The sequence below is a fragment of the Ideonella lacteola genome, from assembly GCF_038066555.1.
Taxonomy (GTDB): domain Bacteria; phylum Pseudomonadota; class Gammaproteobacteria; order Burkholderiales; family Burkholderiaceae_C; genus Ideonella; species Ideonella lacteola.
Map to the genome: position 1 here is coordinate 88,113 of NZ_JBBUTG010000024.1, position 14,388 is coordinate 102,500.

At 62.0% G+C, this 14,388-nt stretch carries 12 protein-coding genes; 5 read left to right on the forward strand and 7 right to left on the reverse strand.

Going from position 1 to position 14,388, the window contains the following annotated elements; genetic code table 11:
• Positions 1–4: 4 nt before the first annotated feature.
• The 5 genes from AACH06_RS24890 to AACH06_RS24910 all read right to left on the reverse strand — a co-directional run bounded on the left by AACH06_RS24890 (position 5) and on the right by AACH06_RS24910 (position 3,724).
• Complete coding sequence (locus AACH06_RS24890) at positions 5–688, reverse strand: hypothetical protein (RefSeq protein WP_341428500.1); 684 nt, start codon at positions 686–688, stop codon at positions 5–7.
• A gap of 110 nt (positions 689–798) precedes the next feature.
• Positions 799–1,779, reverse strand: coding sequence for a hypothetical protein (locus tag AACH06_RS24895; protein WP_341428501.1), 981 nt, complete (start codon positions 1,777–1,779; stop codon positions 799–801).
• Positions 1,748–2,380, reverse strand: a complete 633-nt coding sequence (locus tag AACH06_RS24900; protein WP_341428502.1) for a histidine phosphatase family protein — start codon at positions 2,378–2,380, stop codon at positions 1,748–1,750. The genes AACH06_RS24895 and AACH06_RS24900 overlap by 32 nt, the downstream gene beginning before the upstream one ends.
• A 121-nt stretch (positions 2,381–2,501) precedes the next feature.
• Entirely contained in the window at positions 2,502–3,020 is a 519-nt protein-coding gene (locus AACH06_RS24905) for a GNAT family N-acetyltransferase (protein ID WP_341428503.1), read from the reverse strand.
• 77 nt (positions 3,021–3,097) lie between these two features.
• Positions 3,098–3,724, reverse strand: coding sequence for a GNAT family N-acetyltransferase (locus tag AACH06_RS24910; RefSeq protein ID WP_341428504.1), 627 nt, complete (start codon positions 3,722–3,724; stop codon positions 3,098–3,100).
• Between the two features lie 128 nt (positions 3,725–3,852).
• Here AACH06_RS24910 and AACH06_RS24915 point away from each other — a divergent pair, with 128 nt between their 5' ends.
• The 4 genes from AACH06_RS24915 (at position 3,853) to AACH06_RS24930 (ending at position 9,274) form a co-directional block, all read left to right on the forward strand.
• Positions 3,853–6,462: a collagenase gene (locus AACH06_RS24915; protein WP_341428505.1), complete on the forward strand. Its 2,610-nt coding sequence runs from the start codon at positions 3,853–3,855 to the stop codon at positions 6,460–6,462.
• Positions 6,463–7,043: 581 nt separating this feature from the next.
• A complete protein-coding gene (locus AACH06_RS24920; protein WP_341428506.1) occupies positions 7,044–7,673 on the forward strand; it encodes an FHA domain-containing protein in 630 nt (209 codons plus the stop codon).
• A gap of 202 nt (positions 7,674–7,875) precedes the next feature.
• Positions 7,876–8,847 carry a LysR substrate-binding domain-containing protein gene (locus AACH06_RS24925; protein WP_341428507.1) on the forward strand — a complete coding sequence of 324 codons (972 nt, stop codon included), beginning with the start codon at positions 7,876–7,878 and terminating at the stop codon, positions 8,845–8,847.
• Between the two features lie 40 nt (positions 8,848–8,887).
• Positions 8,888–9,274 (forward strand): DUF1153 domain-containing protein, encoded by a 387-nt coding sequence (locus tag AACH06_RS24930; RefSeq protein WP_341428508.1) that lies wholly within the window; start codon positions 8,888–8,890, stop codon positions 9,272–9,274.
• 112 nt (positions 9,275–9,386) lie between these two features.
• On the opposite strand, the gene AACH06_RS24935 is transcribed toward AACH06_RS24930, so the two are convergent.
• Entirely contained in the window at positions 9,387–10,733 is a 1,347-nt protein-coding gene (locus AACH06_RS24935) for a hypothetical protein (RefSeq protein ID WP_341428509.1), read from the reverse strand.
• 124 nt (positions 10,734–10,857) lie between these two features.
• The gene (locus AACH06_RS24940; protein ID WP_341428510.1) at positions 10,858–11,454 is read right to left on the reverse strand and encodes a lytic polysaccharide monooxygenase; all 597 of its coding nucleotides are present in this window, start codon (positions 11,452–11,454) and stop codon (positions 10,858–10,860) included.
• Between the two features lie 338 nt (positions 11,455–11,792).
• On the opposite strand from AACH06_RS24940, the gene AACH06_RS24945 reads away from it, so the two are divergent.
• The gene (locus tag AACH06_RS24945) at positions 11,793–14,174 is read left to right on the forward strand and encodes a winged helix-turn-helix domain-containing protein (protein WP_341428511.1); all 2,382 of its coding nucleotides are present in this window, start codon (positions 11,793–11,795) and stop codon (positions 14,172–14,174) included.
• Positions 14,175–14,388 lie beyond the last annotated feature (214 nt).

Here is a 14,388-nt window from a genome sequence, read left to right on the forward strand (position 1 = left end):
CGCCTCAGTCTTCGACGAAACGCACTTCGCTCAGCGTGTAGGCATTCTGCTTGGCGGAGCCGGAGCGGTCGATCAGCACCACCACGCCATCGACCTGGCCGTAGTTGAAGCCATCGGCTGCGTTGTACGGCAGGCGAACCACCAGCGGCTCACCCGGCGCCGGCGGCGCAGCGTTCACACCCGCCAGCGTGTAGTAGACCGGGTTCTTCGGATCCAACGGGGCGCTGGTGTAGAGCTCGACGTTCAAGTTGAGCGCCTGCTCGACACCCCTGAACACCAGCTCAACGGCGTGGTGGTGGCTCAAATCAAGCCGCAACAGCGGACCGCCTTGGTCGGGCCCGTTCGGGCGGGTGTAGGCGCCGTACCGGATCACCAACTCGCCCAAGGCGCCAATGCCCGCGGCGACGCCGGCCTGCCCGCGGCCCAGCGACAGCGCTGCAGGCGAGCGTTGGGGATTGGTGTAGACGTTGTAGGTCGTATCGCGAACACCACCGATCACGCTCGCATCGAAGTCGCGGTAGAAGATGCTGCTGACCGAAGAACGCACCGCGTTGTGGGCCGTGGCTGGCGCGGTGTAGCTGTCCACCAGGATCGGCGCCGCCGTGGCGAGGCCCGACAGCCAGGCGAGACCGGCAACGGCGGCACAACGGACCAGGCGATCACGTTGAATGGACAGTGAGTTCGACATCGGAGGGCACTCCTTGGTGTAGGTGGCCGCGATTCTGTGGAGCGCCAAGCACCCAGGCGATCCCCAAGCCCACGCGGCAGCCCCCCACAGGTTGGGGGCTTGCACCGACCTCACTGCCCGGCGGGCATCAACTGAAGATTCTCAGCGGTCGCCGGAACCAGCCGTGGCTGGCTCAGGAACCGGCGAGCCCCCTCCACGGTGAAGCGATCGGCGGGTGGGGTCGCGCCAGCCTGCACCACCACCGGCGTCGACACCGGTGTGAGCCCATCCAGGCCTGCCAGTGCCACGTCAGGGGCACGGACGGCCGGAGCCACGGCGGTGTGCGCCGACCCCACGGCGATCACCACCGGGCGGTTCTTCACCGCGCCATACCAAGGCTGCTCACGCCAGAGGCACAGATCCATCACGCGCCGGTCGATCGGCTTGGGCGACACCGGCGCGCCCAGGATCTTCGAAAGAAGATCCGAATTCCACACACACGCATGCCCGCCGATCGTCTCGACGGGCACCGCCGAGGTCAGCTCTGCCATGCGCCCCCAGTCGGCCTTGTCGCCCCGAGTGCAGGTGGGGCGCGACCCCGGCTCCAGCGGCGCATCGCGGTTCAGGTTGACGCCGCCGCCGGGCTTGTCGCCGGAACCCGAGGCGCCATTCGCGCCGGAGATGTACTCCACGCAACCGTTGAGGATCTTCACGGACAGACTGCGATCCAACATCGGCCTGCAGTCGGCCGACATGGCGATGATCTGAAAGGTCGCATAGTGGGCTTCGCGGGGCCCATCAAAGTAAGACTCTTCGCGGTAGTAGACCGAGTTCGGCGCCGGAGGCAAGGAGATGAGCTTGCTCTCGGCGACTTCCCACTCCTCGTTGAAGACCCTTTGTCGGCAGAGGATCTGGAGATGCCGGTTCATGCCCTCAAGCTTCAGGCGATCTCTGATCTCGTGCATGACGTGCAGGCGGACGGGCTCATCCGCCGCCACCGCGACTTGAGCCGCAGCCAGCCCCAACAACAGGGCCGCGGCCCAGCGTGTCAGCGTGCAGACGTGGTCACTCATCGAAGAATCAGGCGAGGCCTCGCAGGTGGTGGGTGTCATTCGCAAATTCTTGCACCCACTCTCGCCGGGTGGTCGACTGGCGCCAATGGGTGATGGACGTGTGGCCCGCTGCGGGGTAGCCGCCTTCGAAGGGCCCCGGGCCGAACCCGAGGAAGTACGAGAACGCCGCCTCGACGACACCGCCGTGCACCACCAGGACGATCGTCTTTCCCTCGAAACGCGACAGCAGCTCTCTCAGCTTGCTTTGCACTCGAACGGTGAACTCTTGGATGGTTTCAAAGCCATCGCAGAATCGGTGTGTTCGGCGCTGCGAGAGATCGAGTTCGTCGAACTTTCTCATGAAGGCGTCGACACCCAGCACTTCGTTGCCGCTCTCCCATTCGCACAGCTCGGGCAGCGGCACTGCCGCCAGGCCCAAGGCCGGCGCGAGGATGTCCGCCGTCTGCCGAGCGCGAGGCAAGGTGCTGCAGAACAAGGCATCGGACCTGATCTCGCCCGTGCTCACCAAGCGATCGGCCAGCGCATAGGCCTGGCGCCGGCCCAACTCGGAGAGCCCAAAGTCACAGGAGGCTTCGGTGCCCTCCGGGGACGGCCGATGGTCGTAAGCGCCGTGACGAATCAGATAGACAGAGGTACGCATGGCAGCCGGTTTGGTTTGAAGCCCCATGGGGCCATCCAAGGTGGGTGGGTGTCAAAAGGAGCGCCGCCCGACTCGGCGGACTGCGCCGCAGCCCGAGACCCCGAATCTGGAGGCCCATCGCTCAGTCGGGCGCGCGCCGCTCGAAGTGAAGCAGGTCGTACCAGTTCCCGTGCAGCTCGAAGCTCTGGGTTGATCTTCCAAACTGGGTGAACCCGTTGCGAGACAGCACCGTCACGGACCCAGCATTCTCAGGCCGGGCCGTCGCTTCGATGCGCTTGAGCCCCATCTCATCAAATGCCTTGGCGACAATCAAGCGGACAGCTTCGGTGGCATAGCCCTGCCCTCCAAAGCGCTCTGCGATCCGATAGCCCAACTCGGCACTGTGAAAGTGCGCGCGCCGCACCCTGATGAGGTTGATCCGGCCCACCAGCGAACCCGCGTCGTTCCGAATGAGGAACTGGTACGCCGTATCGCGGCGAGCATCGAGCACCGCCAACTCGATCGCGCCAGCCACGCCGTCTTCCGAGTAGTAGCCGGGCGGGCGCGCGTTGATGCTTCGCTCAAAGAATGCTCGATTCTCCAGCTCAAACGAAAGCAGTTCCTGAAGGTCCGAGGGTGCGGGGGGTTCGATGAACAGCATAGGCAAGCGTCGATGCCTGGGGCACCGTGTTGGCGAAGCGCTGATGTTATGCGGCGCTCGAAGCCTGCACGCGAAGGTCAGTTGCCCTCGCCGGCAATGGTGGAGACCCAGTAGCGATTCAGGCTGTGCCCCTGCGTCGACACCTCACCGTCGAACTGCGCACCATTCCTGCGGAGCACGCCCTGCGAGCCCAGATTGTCGGGCGTGCAAACGACCAACGCGTTCGCGATGCCGCGGGCGCCCGCGCGCGCCAACGTCAGCCGAAGCAACTCGGCGCCGAGCCCTCTGCGACGCAAGGTGGGCCGAATGCGATAGCCAATGTGGCCGCCAAACTGCGCCATCCACGGCGACAAACGATGGCGCAACGAACTCATGCCCACGAGCGCTCCTGAGCTGGCATCCAGGGCCCAGAACGCAGACCAAGGTACCAGCCCGTCCAACTCACCCTGCTCACCCCGGATCAACCAGTCCAGGTAGGCCGGGAACCCCCATTCGAAGAGGGGCTGCTCGTACACATACTCCCTTTCACCGGCCCCGATGAATTCTTCGATCATCGCCATGAAGGCGGCTTCATGGGCCTGTGAGGGTGATACGAGATGAAGGCGCATGGTTTCAATGTCCTCTCGGATCATGCCAAGTTTGGGACCATCTTCGATATACCCCGTGGCATCGCCAGGGAATGGGCATCGCCAGGCCAGCGCCACCCGAGTTTCTCGGTCATCGAGACCACCAAAACATCGGAGCGACTCGCGACCACGAGCCCCATGCATGAGGCCGCCTCATCTGAGACTCGGCGCCTTTTCGCTTGCGCGTGGATTCGATGTCGACTCGAATGGCGAGCGCTTCTGAGTGGGCCCATTCATCGATTCGAATAGGCCCGACAGGCTCAGGGGCCCATGTGCGAACGGCGTCATTCGAAGGTGCCGCCCCGGTAACTAAATACCTACCAGGAGACAAATTGAACCATTCTCGAACAGGCCAACTCGGCCTCATATTCTTGACAGCGTCTGTCCTCGTGCTGCCCCTTGCGGCGGCGGCGGGAGCGATGACGAACGAATCGCCCGCCAACGAACGATCGCAGCAACGCATTTCGCATGCGAATCCAGGCTGGCCCAAGGTGGGCGCGCATGTGGCGCGGGAGGGGCGCGCGCCGGCTTTGCTGCCGCTGCGCTCGGCCGATGATTTCGTGCCGAATCGGCTCAAGATCGGGCAGGCGCCCGACTCAGTGGCACTGCCTGTCACGCCTCGCATCAAGGCCGCCCGGCAACTTCAACGGCTCAAAGGATGGAAGCAAGGCGGCGCCGATGTGGCGGGCACCTCCTGCAATGGACGGGACTTCATCGGCAAGACAGGATCATCCTTGATCTCGTTCATTGACGGTGCCGACCTGACCACCTGCATGTACAGCCTCTACTACGGCTCGGTGGATGACTACAGGACGGTCTTTTCCAACGCGAACATCATCACCGTGGCAGACGAACTCAAGGTTCGAGCGGTGAGCTACCAAGGAAATGACAGCAATCACTCGATGAATCTGCTGTCCTTCCTTCGTACCGCCGGGTACTGGAGCTTCATGAGCAAGGACGGGGACAAGCGCAACAACATCCCACCTGGCGACCCGACGATGATGCAGCATGCCCTGTCGTCGATGATGCAACTGATCGCCTCGCCGCACTTCTTCGACAAGACGGAAGACAACGCCTACTTCGTGAGCGAGGTCTACAAGACCGTCTACTCTGGTTGGGCCCTTTCATATGCGCCGTCGGCCAAGAAGTGGCTTGATCAAGTGACGCCGAGCACCCCAGCCATCGGATACTGGACCAACGATGCGATCCTGCAAGCCATGTCTGTCTTTTATGAGGGCAGCTTCCAATCCGACTACGTAGACAGCGTTCAAAACGACATCAGTTATGCCCAGAGCTTTGATGCATTCCTGACCCGCAATATGGACATTCTGGGCACGGAGGACAGCTATCACATGCCCAATGCCATGGGTGAACTGATCCGCTTCGTGCAGTACGCACCATTGAGTACTCGGGTGCGTTCGTTGGCGTCAGCCCAGATGCCGCACTTCCCAGTGACTGACGACAAGACGATCGACGTGTGGATGCGCGCATCGAGCATGGTCGACTACTATGACTCGGCCAACTGCGCTTCGTACGGCACGTGCAACGGTCAAGACACCGTGGCGTCCATCAAGCTGCCGATCCGCTACGAGTGCGGCAGCCAATACGTGCTGCGTGCCGAGGCGATGACCTCCGCGCAACTCAAGACGACGTGCGACTCAGTGACCGAAGAGGCCAAGTACTTCCATGGCCTGATGGGTACGAAGAAGGGCAAGCCGGTGGCCAAGGACAAGAACAAGACGCTCGAACTCGTCGTCTTCGACAACTACGACGAATACGCCAGGTTCTCGGGCTTCCTGTTTGGCAACAGCACCGACAACGGCGGCATCTATCTGGAAGGCAACCCTGCCAAGAAGGGCAACCAAGCGCGATTCATTGCCTACCGTGCTGATTGGCTGGCGGACTTCGAGATCTGGAACCTGAACCACGAGTTCACCCACTATCTCGACGGGCGCTACAACATGTGGGGAAGCTTTGGGGACTATCCGCTGAGCGTGGGCGGTGGCGACCAGTCGTCCGTTTGGTGGATCGAGGGCATCGCTGAGTATGTGTCGTACAGCTACCGCCGACAGTACTACGCCGACGCCACGTCTCGAGCTCAGACGGCGCCCGTTTCGCTGAGCGAAGTGATGAAGAACACCTACTACAGCGGGTCAGCGAGGGTTTACAACTGGGGCTACCTCGCGGCGCGCTACATCATGGAGCGGCAGCCGCAAGAGCAGAAGACCTTCCTGCCCATGATGCGCGTCGGTGACTACGACCAATACAGCGCCTACATCAAGGATCTCGGCACGTCATTGGATCGCGACTTCTCCGATTGGCTGACGAAATGCGTCAGCGGCGGGGATCTCACCTCCTCCAGTTGTGTCAGCAACGGGCAAGGAACGAAGCCGCTCTTGGATCCGTCTGCGATCGGCGCTTGCGCGATGGCACGAAACGATGCGCTTGACAACGGATGCTCCCGCGAGTTGTCGAAATCAGGTGTGCTCTCGTACTACATCTGGAACGACGACTTTGCCAAGTCGATCTTCAAGTTGAGCAAGGTTGCCGGCAGCGTAGACCTTTACGCCCGTGCCGGTTCATACCCCACCACCTCCAACTACGATGTCAAAGTGCAGAGCACGGGCCAGGATGTGTCGATCACCTTGCCGAACAAGGGCTACACCTACTCGTATGTGATGGCCGTTCCCAAGACCGGCTTCTCCAAGGCCACGCTTCGCGGGATGTTCAGCGAGCTGCCGTTCCCGCCGGGATCGAAGCAAATCCATTGCATTGATTCCATGGCCAGCGTGCTGGCGCAGGGCTGCGGACGCTGATCGACTGAACTACATGGGTTGGCCCAACCTGCATCACTGCTCAGGTTGGGCCTTTTTTGATGTGACCCCGACGACGTTGTTGCACTGAGTTTCTTCTCGCCTCTGGAATGCGGCCTCGCCGCACCTGGCCGAGCATCGCGGCCCCCGGGTAGACGCACAGCGCCACCCCACGCAGATGCCCTGATGTCAGAACGTCAGGCCGCCCGCCGCACCGGCACGCCTTCGATGGCGTGGAGCACCAGCCACAGGCTTGGCGCAGGTGCCTTCACTGCCCCTAGAGCTGATGCCCTCGAGCTCATTCGCTGCCTGGCGGATGACGCCACCAGCTCGCGACAGGCCCGCGCGAGGCGGCTCGCCATGCCCTGCATGGTGTGCGGCGTGTAACGAGTTCATGAAAAGTTTTGACGTTGTTCATGAACGCCATTGAGCTCCGGCTCAAAGTGGTGCGCATACCGGCGCTGAAACTCTTCTCGCCAGTACGCACGGCCCGCCAAATCATGATTGGGATATGACGAGGGCCAGTGGCCTCTCCATTTTCAGATGTAAAACTTGAGACAAGGTCGGCTGGCGACCGAAGCAGTATGTCAAAGCTAGTCATTACCCATGGCCCTCACGTCATTTCTGTGGTGACTATTTCACGCGAACGCACCACCATCGGGCGGCGCGCATACAACGACCTCGTTTTGGATGCGCCCACCGTGAGCGGTGAACACGCGGTTTTGCTGGCATTCGACGACGACGTATTCATCGAGGATCTCGGAAGTACCAATGGAACGTACGTCAACAACCGCGCCGTGCGCCGAATCTTGCTGCATTCGGAAGATCGAGTCGCCATCGGCAGCTTCGCGCTGACTTTTAAAACTCAACCTGGCATGGCCCACCCTTCCGCTGAAACGCCCTTGTCTGACGCAGTTCGATATGGCTGCATCGCTGAACAGGTTCACGCGCGAATTCCCGCCTCGATCAAAGTGCTGGATGGGGCCCTCACCGGCAATCAGGTCTTCTTGACGAAGGTGGTGACGCCGATTGCGGGATCGGGCAGGAATGTGGTTTCCATCATTCGGCAGCCCGCCGGATACTTCCTGGCGCGCGTCGACCGCGAGCATCCCTTGAAGATCAACGATGAGCAGGTTCCATTCGATCCGGCTGAACTTCGCAATGGCGACATCATTTATGCGGATGGCGTACGAATGCAGTTTGTCCACGCGTGAAAAATACATGCCACGCGGCCAAACTCAACCCGAAATTAAATTACTGATGGGGCGTCTTGGGTGTGCTTTGAAAATAGATACCTTCTATGTCAACTCAGCGGGTGAGGCTGTCGCCTCCCATCGCTGAAATTCTGTCGATATGGGAAGCGTCGGGGGCTCTTGTCCGGGCAGCGACGCCATTGCTTAATACTTTGGGCGGGTTATGCGACGCAATTTGCGGCACCTGAATGGACTACGCTATTTCGAGTCTGCAGCGAGAAGACTCTCATTCACCGAGGCGGCGGCCGAGCTTTGCGTGACTCAAGGCGCCGTCAGCCACCAAATACGTTCTCTCGAACTGGCGTTGGGCCGACCTCTTTTTGAACGAGCCCAGCGCCAGGTTCGCTTGCTTCCGGCGGGGGAGCGGCTGCTGGCGGAACTCAGCGAGCCGTTTGCGCGGATCGACGAAGTCATGGATCAGCTCAGGCGAGGTGAAACCTCGTCGAGGACGCTGCGCCTGTCGGTCACGCCCACGTTCTCAAGCCGATGGCTGATTCCCAGGATGCCCAAGTTCTGGGCACGCCACCCGGAAGTCGAGCTGCACCTCAATCATGACGTCAGCCGCAACTTGCGCGCGAAGGTGCAACTCGACGCCGCGGTGCTGTGGTACCGCGAAAGACCGCGCGTCTCGAATCTGGTGACGCGCCTGCTCTTTGGCCTTCACCTGTCGCCCGTGTGTGCGCCTTCGATTCTTCGAGACAGTCACCCACTGAAGGTCCCGTCCGACCTCCAGCACTACCCGCTGCTGCACGAGGACAGCTTCAGAGATTGGGAGCGCTGGACCCACCTCGCCGGCATACCGGACCTTGACGTTCACAAGGGGCAAGTGATCGACGACGCCAACGCCGTCCTGATGGCGGCAGCCGCCGGCCATGGCATCGCACTGGGCCACTTGCCGCTGATCGACGATGACTTGATCGCAGGCCGCCTCATCCGGCCGTTCTCGCTCAGCATCCCAGCCAGTGGTGCGTACTGGCTGGTGTGCAGCAAGCAAGTGTCTCAGCTCGCGTGTTGGCGCGCGTTCAGTGAGTTCCTGCTGGAGGAGGTCCATCTCCAAATGAGCACCTCCGGTGCGACCCGCCCCGGCGTGGGAATCGACGGGCGCCAAGACTTGGGAAACGACGCCACTCGTTGAGCGTGGCATTCATCGGCATCAGTGCGCAGGAGGTAGCACCATGAATACATCGATCGACTTGGGCGCTCCGCGCTGGACAGCGCAGCGGAAGGCGGCGCTGGTACTGCATCTTCTGCAGGGCAAGGTGGGTGTCCTGGAAGCCAGCCGCACCTACGGTCTGCCGCGCACCTTGCTTGAGACTTGGCTCTATGACGCACGCAAGGGGATCGAACACGCCATGCGCGTGGATCAGCGTGACCTTCGTGACCAGTACGAGCGCAAGATGAAAGCGATGCAGAGGCAGCACGCAGCGGAGTTGATGGAGCTGCGGGCGCTTCTGGGCGGCGGGGAAACCCGCAACACGTTGACCGCCCCTACCGCCTCTTTCGGCCCAGCGCCAGCTGGCCCCACCGGTGGAGCAATACCGATCTCAAAGCCTTCGACTTAGTCCACGGCGTCAGCCGGCGCGCTGCCCGGTGTAGCGCAGCGTGCCGCACGACACACCGGTTGCAAGGCTGGAACTCCACTGCAACCGATGTCTCGTCAGCGTCTATGCGACGTCAGATCTTGGTCTTCAGGTAGTCGAACAGCGGCTTGCCCGGTTGCTCGAATATCGGCTGGTAGACGCGCGACACGTCCACGTCGTAGAACGCCGCCTCTTCCACCTGGCGCGCCTCGCCTTTCGCACCCCACCCTTGTGTGATTCGATACGTCAACGAATCCATCACCGACGTACCCAGATCGGGGCAACCCCAGATGCCGTACACCCCGGTACCGATGGGTGCCTGCTGCAAGACGGTCTTGGCTCCGGCGTCGTTGCCCGCCACGTCGTTCAGCACGAGCATGAGCACCAGCCCGAGAAGGTCGCCGGACGCTGCCGTCCACGTCTGGTCTTGTGGCTCGAAGGCGAGGCGGTCAATCGAGAGCTCAAAGTCGATGTCCTTGATGCCCAAGACCTTGAAGATGGCCCGATAGTCGCTGCCGCTGCCACCGTAGCTGGCGATGCTGGCCGCGATCTTCTTTCGATCGGCCTCGGTGACCCACGAGGTGCGCCGATCGTAGTAGCTGAGGATCAGCAGTTCCTCGCGCAGGGCCGCGTAGCGGTCGGGGTACTTCTTCTTGAGGCGAAGGAAGATGCTCTCGGCCGCCGTATAGCCCAAGGAGTTGTTCGAGATCGTCAGCGCGTAGCCGTAGTCGTGGTCGGGCAGCATCTGCGAATACCCCGCCGTGTACGAAGGCGCCCACATCAGCCACTGGAACCGGGCCGGATTGCCCTTCCCGCCTTTCAGTTCGTTGAGTCGTCGGGCCTGCGCTTCCGTCATCGACTCGGCCTGGTCGCCGGGGCTGGGGTTGTCACTGAAGGCCCCTGGCCAGTTCAAGTATTTGCCCCAGAACGGCCGCATCGGGGTGCCGTGGCACTGCACGCATTCGACAGGGTTCTTCACCAGCTTCGATCCAGAGCGTTGGAAGTCAAACTTGGCGAACTCCCATCCACCCGACTTCTTGTTCATGTACGCCACATCGACCTGCTCGTACAACGGGTCGCTGGGATCCGACCCCACATTCATCAACAGGCGCGCGTCGGCACCAAAGAAGACGATGCGCGGGTTCTCCAATGAAGCCTTGCCCGCGCCGCGCGTCTTCTCCATGAGCGCATATCGCTTTTGGTAGTTTGCTGGCAGCTTGGACAGGAACGCGGCAACGTCTCGAATGTCGTTCTCTTTGATGAACTTGTCCAAGCCCTTGATGGTCATGGCCGGCTCGCCGGGCTTGGGAGGCGGGTCGTAGTCGTCGAGTGGCACCGTCAGCTTGCCCACCGACCGCGGGCAAGTGCCTGCATTGACGGCGGCGCTGAGAAGAATGAGCAGGCCGGCAACGAGACGTTGGCGATTGAGTCTTTTGGACATTGAGTTGTCTCCTATCGTGGTTTTGTGTCGGGCAGTGAAGCAGGCGTGCGCCCAACGAGCGTCGCGCACGTCTGCTTCATCTGCGGGCCTCACCGAGGCGCCTTCAAAGAAGCGAGCGTCGATTTCAGTCTTCGCTCATCACCGATTTCTTCGGGAACTTGACATCCAAGACGTTGTAGAAGCTGGAGGAGTCGTCCCGGCGCTCCCACACGGCGAGGATCACCTGGTAGCCCGTTCGCGAGGGCACGGTGCAGGTGTGCGTCACTTCCAGTGGCGGCGGGTTCGAGCCGTCGTCGATCGAGCAGAAGGGCTTGTCTTCAAACGACGCACGCGTCAACGGCTTGGAAGCGTTCCAGTCTTGTTTGGTGATGTAGTAGCGCCAGTTCTTCGTGACGTGGTTGGCGGTCAGCGTCCAGGTGAACTTGTTGACCCCTGCCTTCATCTTCCGTTTGAACCAGCGTGACTTGGTCTGCTCGTCCAGTGGCGAGAATTCGGTGTGGTCCGCGCTCGCGATGTGCCCGTCCGATGGACCGAGGGCGGGCCAGCCGGAAGGTGCGTAAAGAGCTTCGGGCTGCGACTGAATGGCGCCGCAGTCGGCGTTGTTGCCCAACTTGCATTGGTAGCCGCGGGACTCTGGTTTGCTGACGTACCCGTGGGCATGGGCCGCTTGATGGGCCAGCCCGAGGGTGAGCACAAGCGCCACAAAGGGAAGGTGCTTCATCGATGTCTCCGTCCTTGTTCGTTCTGAGGTTGAAAAATGGGAGGTCGCGCAGGTACTTGAGCCGAGGCTGAAGCACAGAGAAAGCGCGGCATGAATTGCAGGCCACAACGCACTTGCGCACAAGCGAAAATAGGACGCTCTGCCATGACAGCAACTCATGCGAACCTGCTTCCGTGGGCGGGTGTGCGGCACCCTTGCCCAGATGCGGAGCTTTTGCTCTTGTGGGGCCGGCAGAACTGGGCAAATATCCGCACCAGGCTTCGCAGCTTTCTGCGACACGCGTGTGTCACGGCGGCGTCCACCCGCCTTCTTGATGTCTCTTCGTTACCAAGGCGCCCATGACGGATCGAGCAGTACCGCTGACGCACATCGTCGACCTCGGCGATGGCGTCCCCATCACCGGCCCTACCGGTTGGCTTGAGTTTGGATCGTGCGCGCTCGACACCTCCCGGCGCGAGTTGTGGAGGGAAGGTCTCCTGGTTCCGTTGCAACGAAGGATCTACGACCTCTTGTTGTTCATGATGCAGCGTCCCCACCGGGTGCTGCCGAAGGACGAGCTGCTGCGCGCCATCTGGGGAACCACCTTTCTGACGGACGCCGTCTTGACCACTGCGGTGGTCAAGCTGCGAAAGGCCATTGGAGATACTGACGCCCGCCTCCCAATGGTGGCCACGGTACGTGGCATCGGGTATCGCTTCGACGCGGACGTGCGCAGCAGCTCAGACGGCCCGCCTGTCGCAAGCCTTCGGCAGCCGCCCCATGCGCCCCACGGTGCCCCCGCGGCGACATGGGTTGATGGGCAAGCCGCGCCAGACGTGAAGGGCGCGCCGGGCGGCGCCACCGAGAACCGTGTCATCGGCTTGCTTCGGTGTGTGAACTCGACCGGTGACGCCTTGCTCGATTGGGCCGTGACGGGGCTGCCTTGGCTGCTCCACATTGAATTGTCGGAGGACCGCCGATTCCATCTCCTGCCCATCGAGGCCTCGCTGGCCTTCCGTGGGCCCGCCGTGAGCGACGTCTTGTCGGCCGGGTGTGATGCTCTGGGTGTTGACGTCGCCCTGATCATCGAGCTGAAACGCGGCTCAGCCGGTGTGGAGGCGGCGATTCGCTGGGGCGGGTCCGACGCCAGTGCCCAGTCGCTGCACGTGCCGTGGCTCGACACGGCCCACCTGGCCCGTACCCTGGCGGCGTCGTTGGCATGTTACGAAGCAGTGGGTTCCACCCATGTCGGTGCTTCAGAGCATCGGAGCGTCGACGACTTCTGGCAGGTTCAGCTCGCCAGGGCATTCGCCCTCGAACAACAGGGGCAGGCCGAGGAGGCGCTGACGTTGTTGCGCAGGTGCCAGGCCCATCTTCCACGGACGGTCCGACAGACCCTCCTCGAAGTGCGCCTGCTGCGGCTCAGGCAACGGTTTGGCGACGCCCGCACGATCGCCGACGAGTGTCTGCAGCAACTGGGCGACTCGGGGCACGAAGCAGTTCGTGCTCAGTTGCTGATTGAGCGAGGAAAGATCGGATCGTTCGAGTTCGAGCCGGATCTGGGTGCATCCGCCTTCGAGCTTGCCATCAGTCTGGTCGAGAAGCATCTGCCGGGAACCAATCTGCTGACCGATGCCCTGACGAATCTGGCGTACGTGCATCATCACAAGGGCAACTTCAAGAAGGCCGAAGCCATCGCGCTCCGCTCACTGGAGCAAGCCGCACGGCAGGGCGATCGGGTGGCCTCGGTGCGTGCCATGCTTTGCCTCGGACAGACGCTGGAACACAGCGGGATGCCAGAGCGGTCGGTGGCGCTCTACCAGCAGTGTGTGTCGGAGTCGGAACGAACCGGTGTGCCAGCGCTCATGGCGACCGCGCATTACATCTGGTCTGAGTGTTGCAGAGAGCATTGGCGCTACAACGAGGCGCTGGCTGCCGTGTTGAAGATGCAAGCATTGACGGCAGAAGGCGGAAGCATGACCAACGCCGTGCTGAGCTTTTCAAGTGAGGTCACCATCCTGGAGCGTTTGGGCAGGTTGGAGGAAGCGTCGGCCCGCTTGGATGATGTGCGCGTGCGCCTGCCGAACGTGGCACCGGTGAGTCAATTGGCTCTCTTGCGCGCAGAGGCCATGTTGCGTTTGCGCCGGGGCCGCCAGGCGGAGGCTCTGAAGTGCCTGGATGAGGCCGTACTTTTCTTGGGCGCCTCAGATGAGCTGTGGCGGCAGGAGTTGACCTACTGGCGCGTGCTCGCGCTGCTCGCTGCCGGGCAAGTTGAGGAAGCCCGGCAGGCGTACCGGCCTGATGCGGATTTGATGGTGCCGGCGCGCAGCGCACTGGTACAGAGTGCAATCGACATCTGTTCTGGAAATCGGGCAGAGGCGCTGCAGCGGATGCGTCTTTTCTGGCTGAAGCACCGCGTCCTCGAAGAAAACGCGATGAGCTTGTTGGTGTCTCTGGCGTGGATGCTTCTTGAAGACGGTCGATTGGACGAAGTGGAGGCGATCAACGTTGAATTGGGTCAGTTGCCCACAGACCCGGCGTGGGTGCCTCTGCTGCTCTATGCGCGAGATCTTCGACGCAAGACCGTCGCACCCGATGCCACGCGGTGGATGGCACTGGTCAGCCAGAATCCCGGCCTCATGCATCGTCATGCCTGGCTGCACGATGCGAGCTGCTGCACGGCATGGTCTGAAGGAACGGCACCTCACCTTGGCGAGCTCTATGTCTTGGCATGTTTTTGAGGCCCAACGTCGTCGGCTCTCCTAGTCCAGTGAAACGGAGAAATCGGATGTTCGCCGGTGTTTGGCAGGGCACGCAGCAAGGCGCGGCGCGCAGGCCAGGCTGTACGCCTGGGCAAGGGTCGCAACGCCGCGGCGCGCCCTGCCAAGCACCGGCCCACAGGGTGGGCACCTGCCAGCGGCGCACTCGGCGTTGCCAATGCTCGCCGGGTGTCCA

Excerpts from the sequence above, each read along its gene's own strand:
- AACH06_RS24890 (WP_341428500.1), bottom strand. The coding sequence starts at position 688 with ATGTCGAACTCACTGTCCATTCAACGTGATCGCCTGGTCCGTTGTGCC.
- AACH06_RS24895 (WP_341428501.1), bottom strand. The coding sequence starts at position 1,779 with ATGACACCCACCACCTGCGAGGCCTCGCCTGATTCTTCGATGAGTGAC.
- AACH06_RS24900 (WP_341428502.1), bottom strand. The coding sequence starts at position 2,380 with ATGCGTACCTCTGTCTATCTGATTCGTCACGGCGCTTACGACCATCGG.
- AACH06_RS24905 (WP_341428503.1), bottom strand. The coding sequence starts at position 3,020 with ATGCTGTTCATCGAACCCCCCGCACCCTCGGACCTTCAGGAACTGCTT.
- AACH06_RS24915 (WP_341428505.1), top strand. The coding sequence starts at position 3,853 with ATGGCGAGCGCTTCTGAGTGGGCCCATTCATCGATTCGAATAGGCCCG.
- AACH06_RS24920 (WP_341428506.1), top strand. The coding sequence starts at position 7,044 with ATGTCAAAGCTAGTCATTACCCATGGCCCTCACGTCATTTCTGTGGTG.
- AACH06_RS24925 (WP_341428507.1), top strand. The coding sequence starts at position 7,876 with ATGCGACGCAATTTGCGGCACCTGAATGGACTACGCTATTTCGAGTCT.
- AACH06_RS24930 (WP_341428508.1), top strand. The coding sequence starts at position 8,888 with ATGAATACATCGATCGACTTGGGCGCTCCGCGCTGGACAGCGCAGCGG.
- AACH06_RS24935 (WP_341428509.1), bottom strand. The coding sequence starts at position 10,733 with ATGTCCAAAAGACTCAATCGCCAACGTCTCGTTGCCGGCCTGCTCATT.
- AACH06_RS24940 (WP_341428510.1), bottom strand. The coding sequence starts at position 11,454 with ATGAAGCACCTTCCCTTTGTGGCGCTTGTGCTCACCCTCGGGCTGGCC.
- AACH06_RS24945 (WP_341428511.1), top strand. The coding sequence starts at position 11,793 with ATGACGGATCGAGCAGTACCGCTGACGCACATCGTCGACCTCGGCGAT.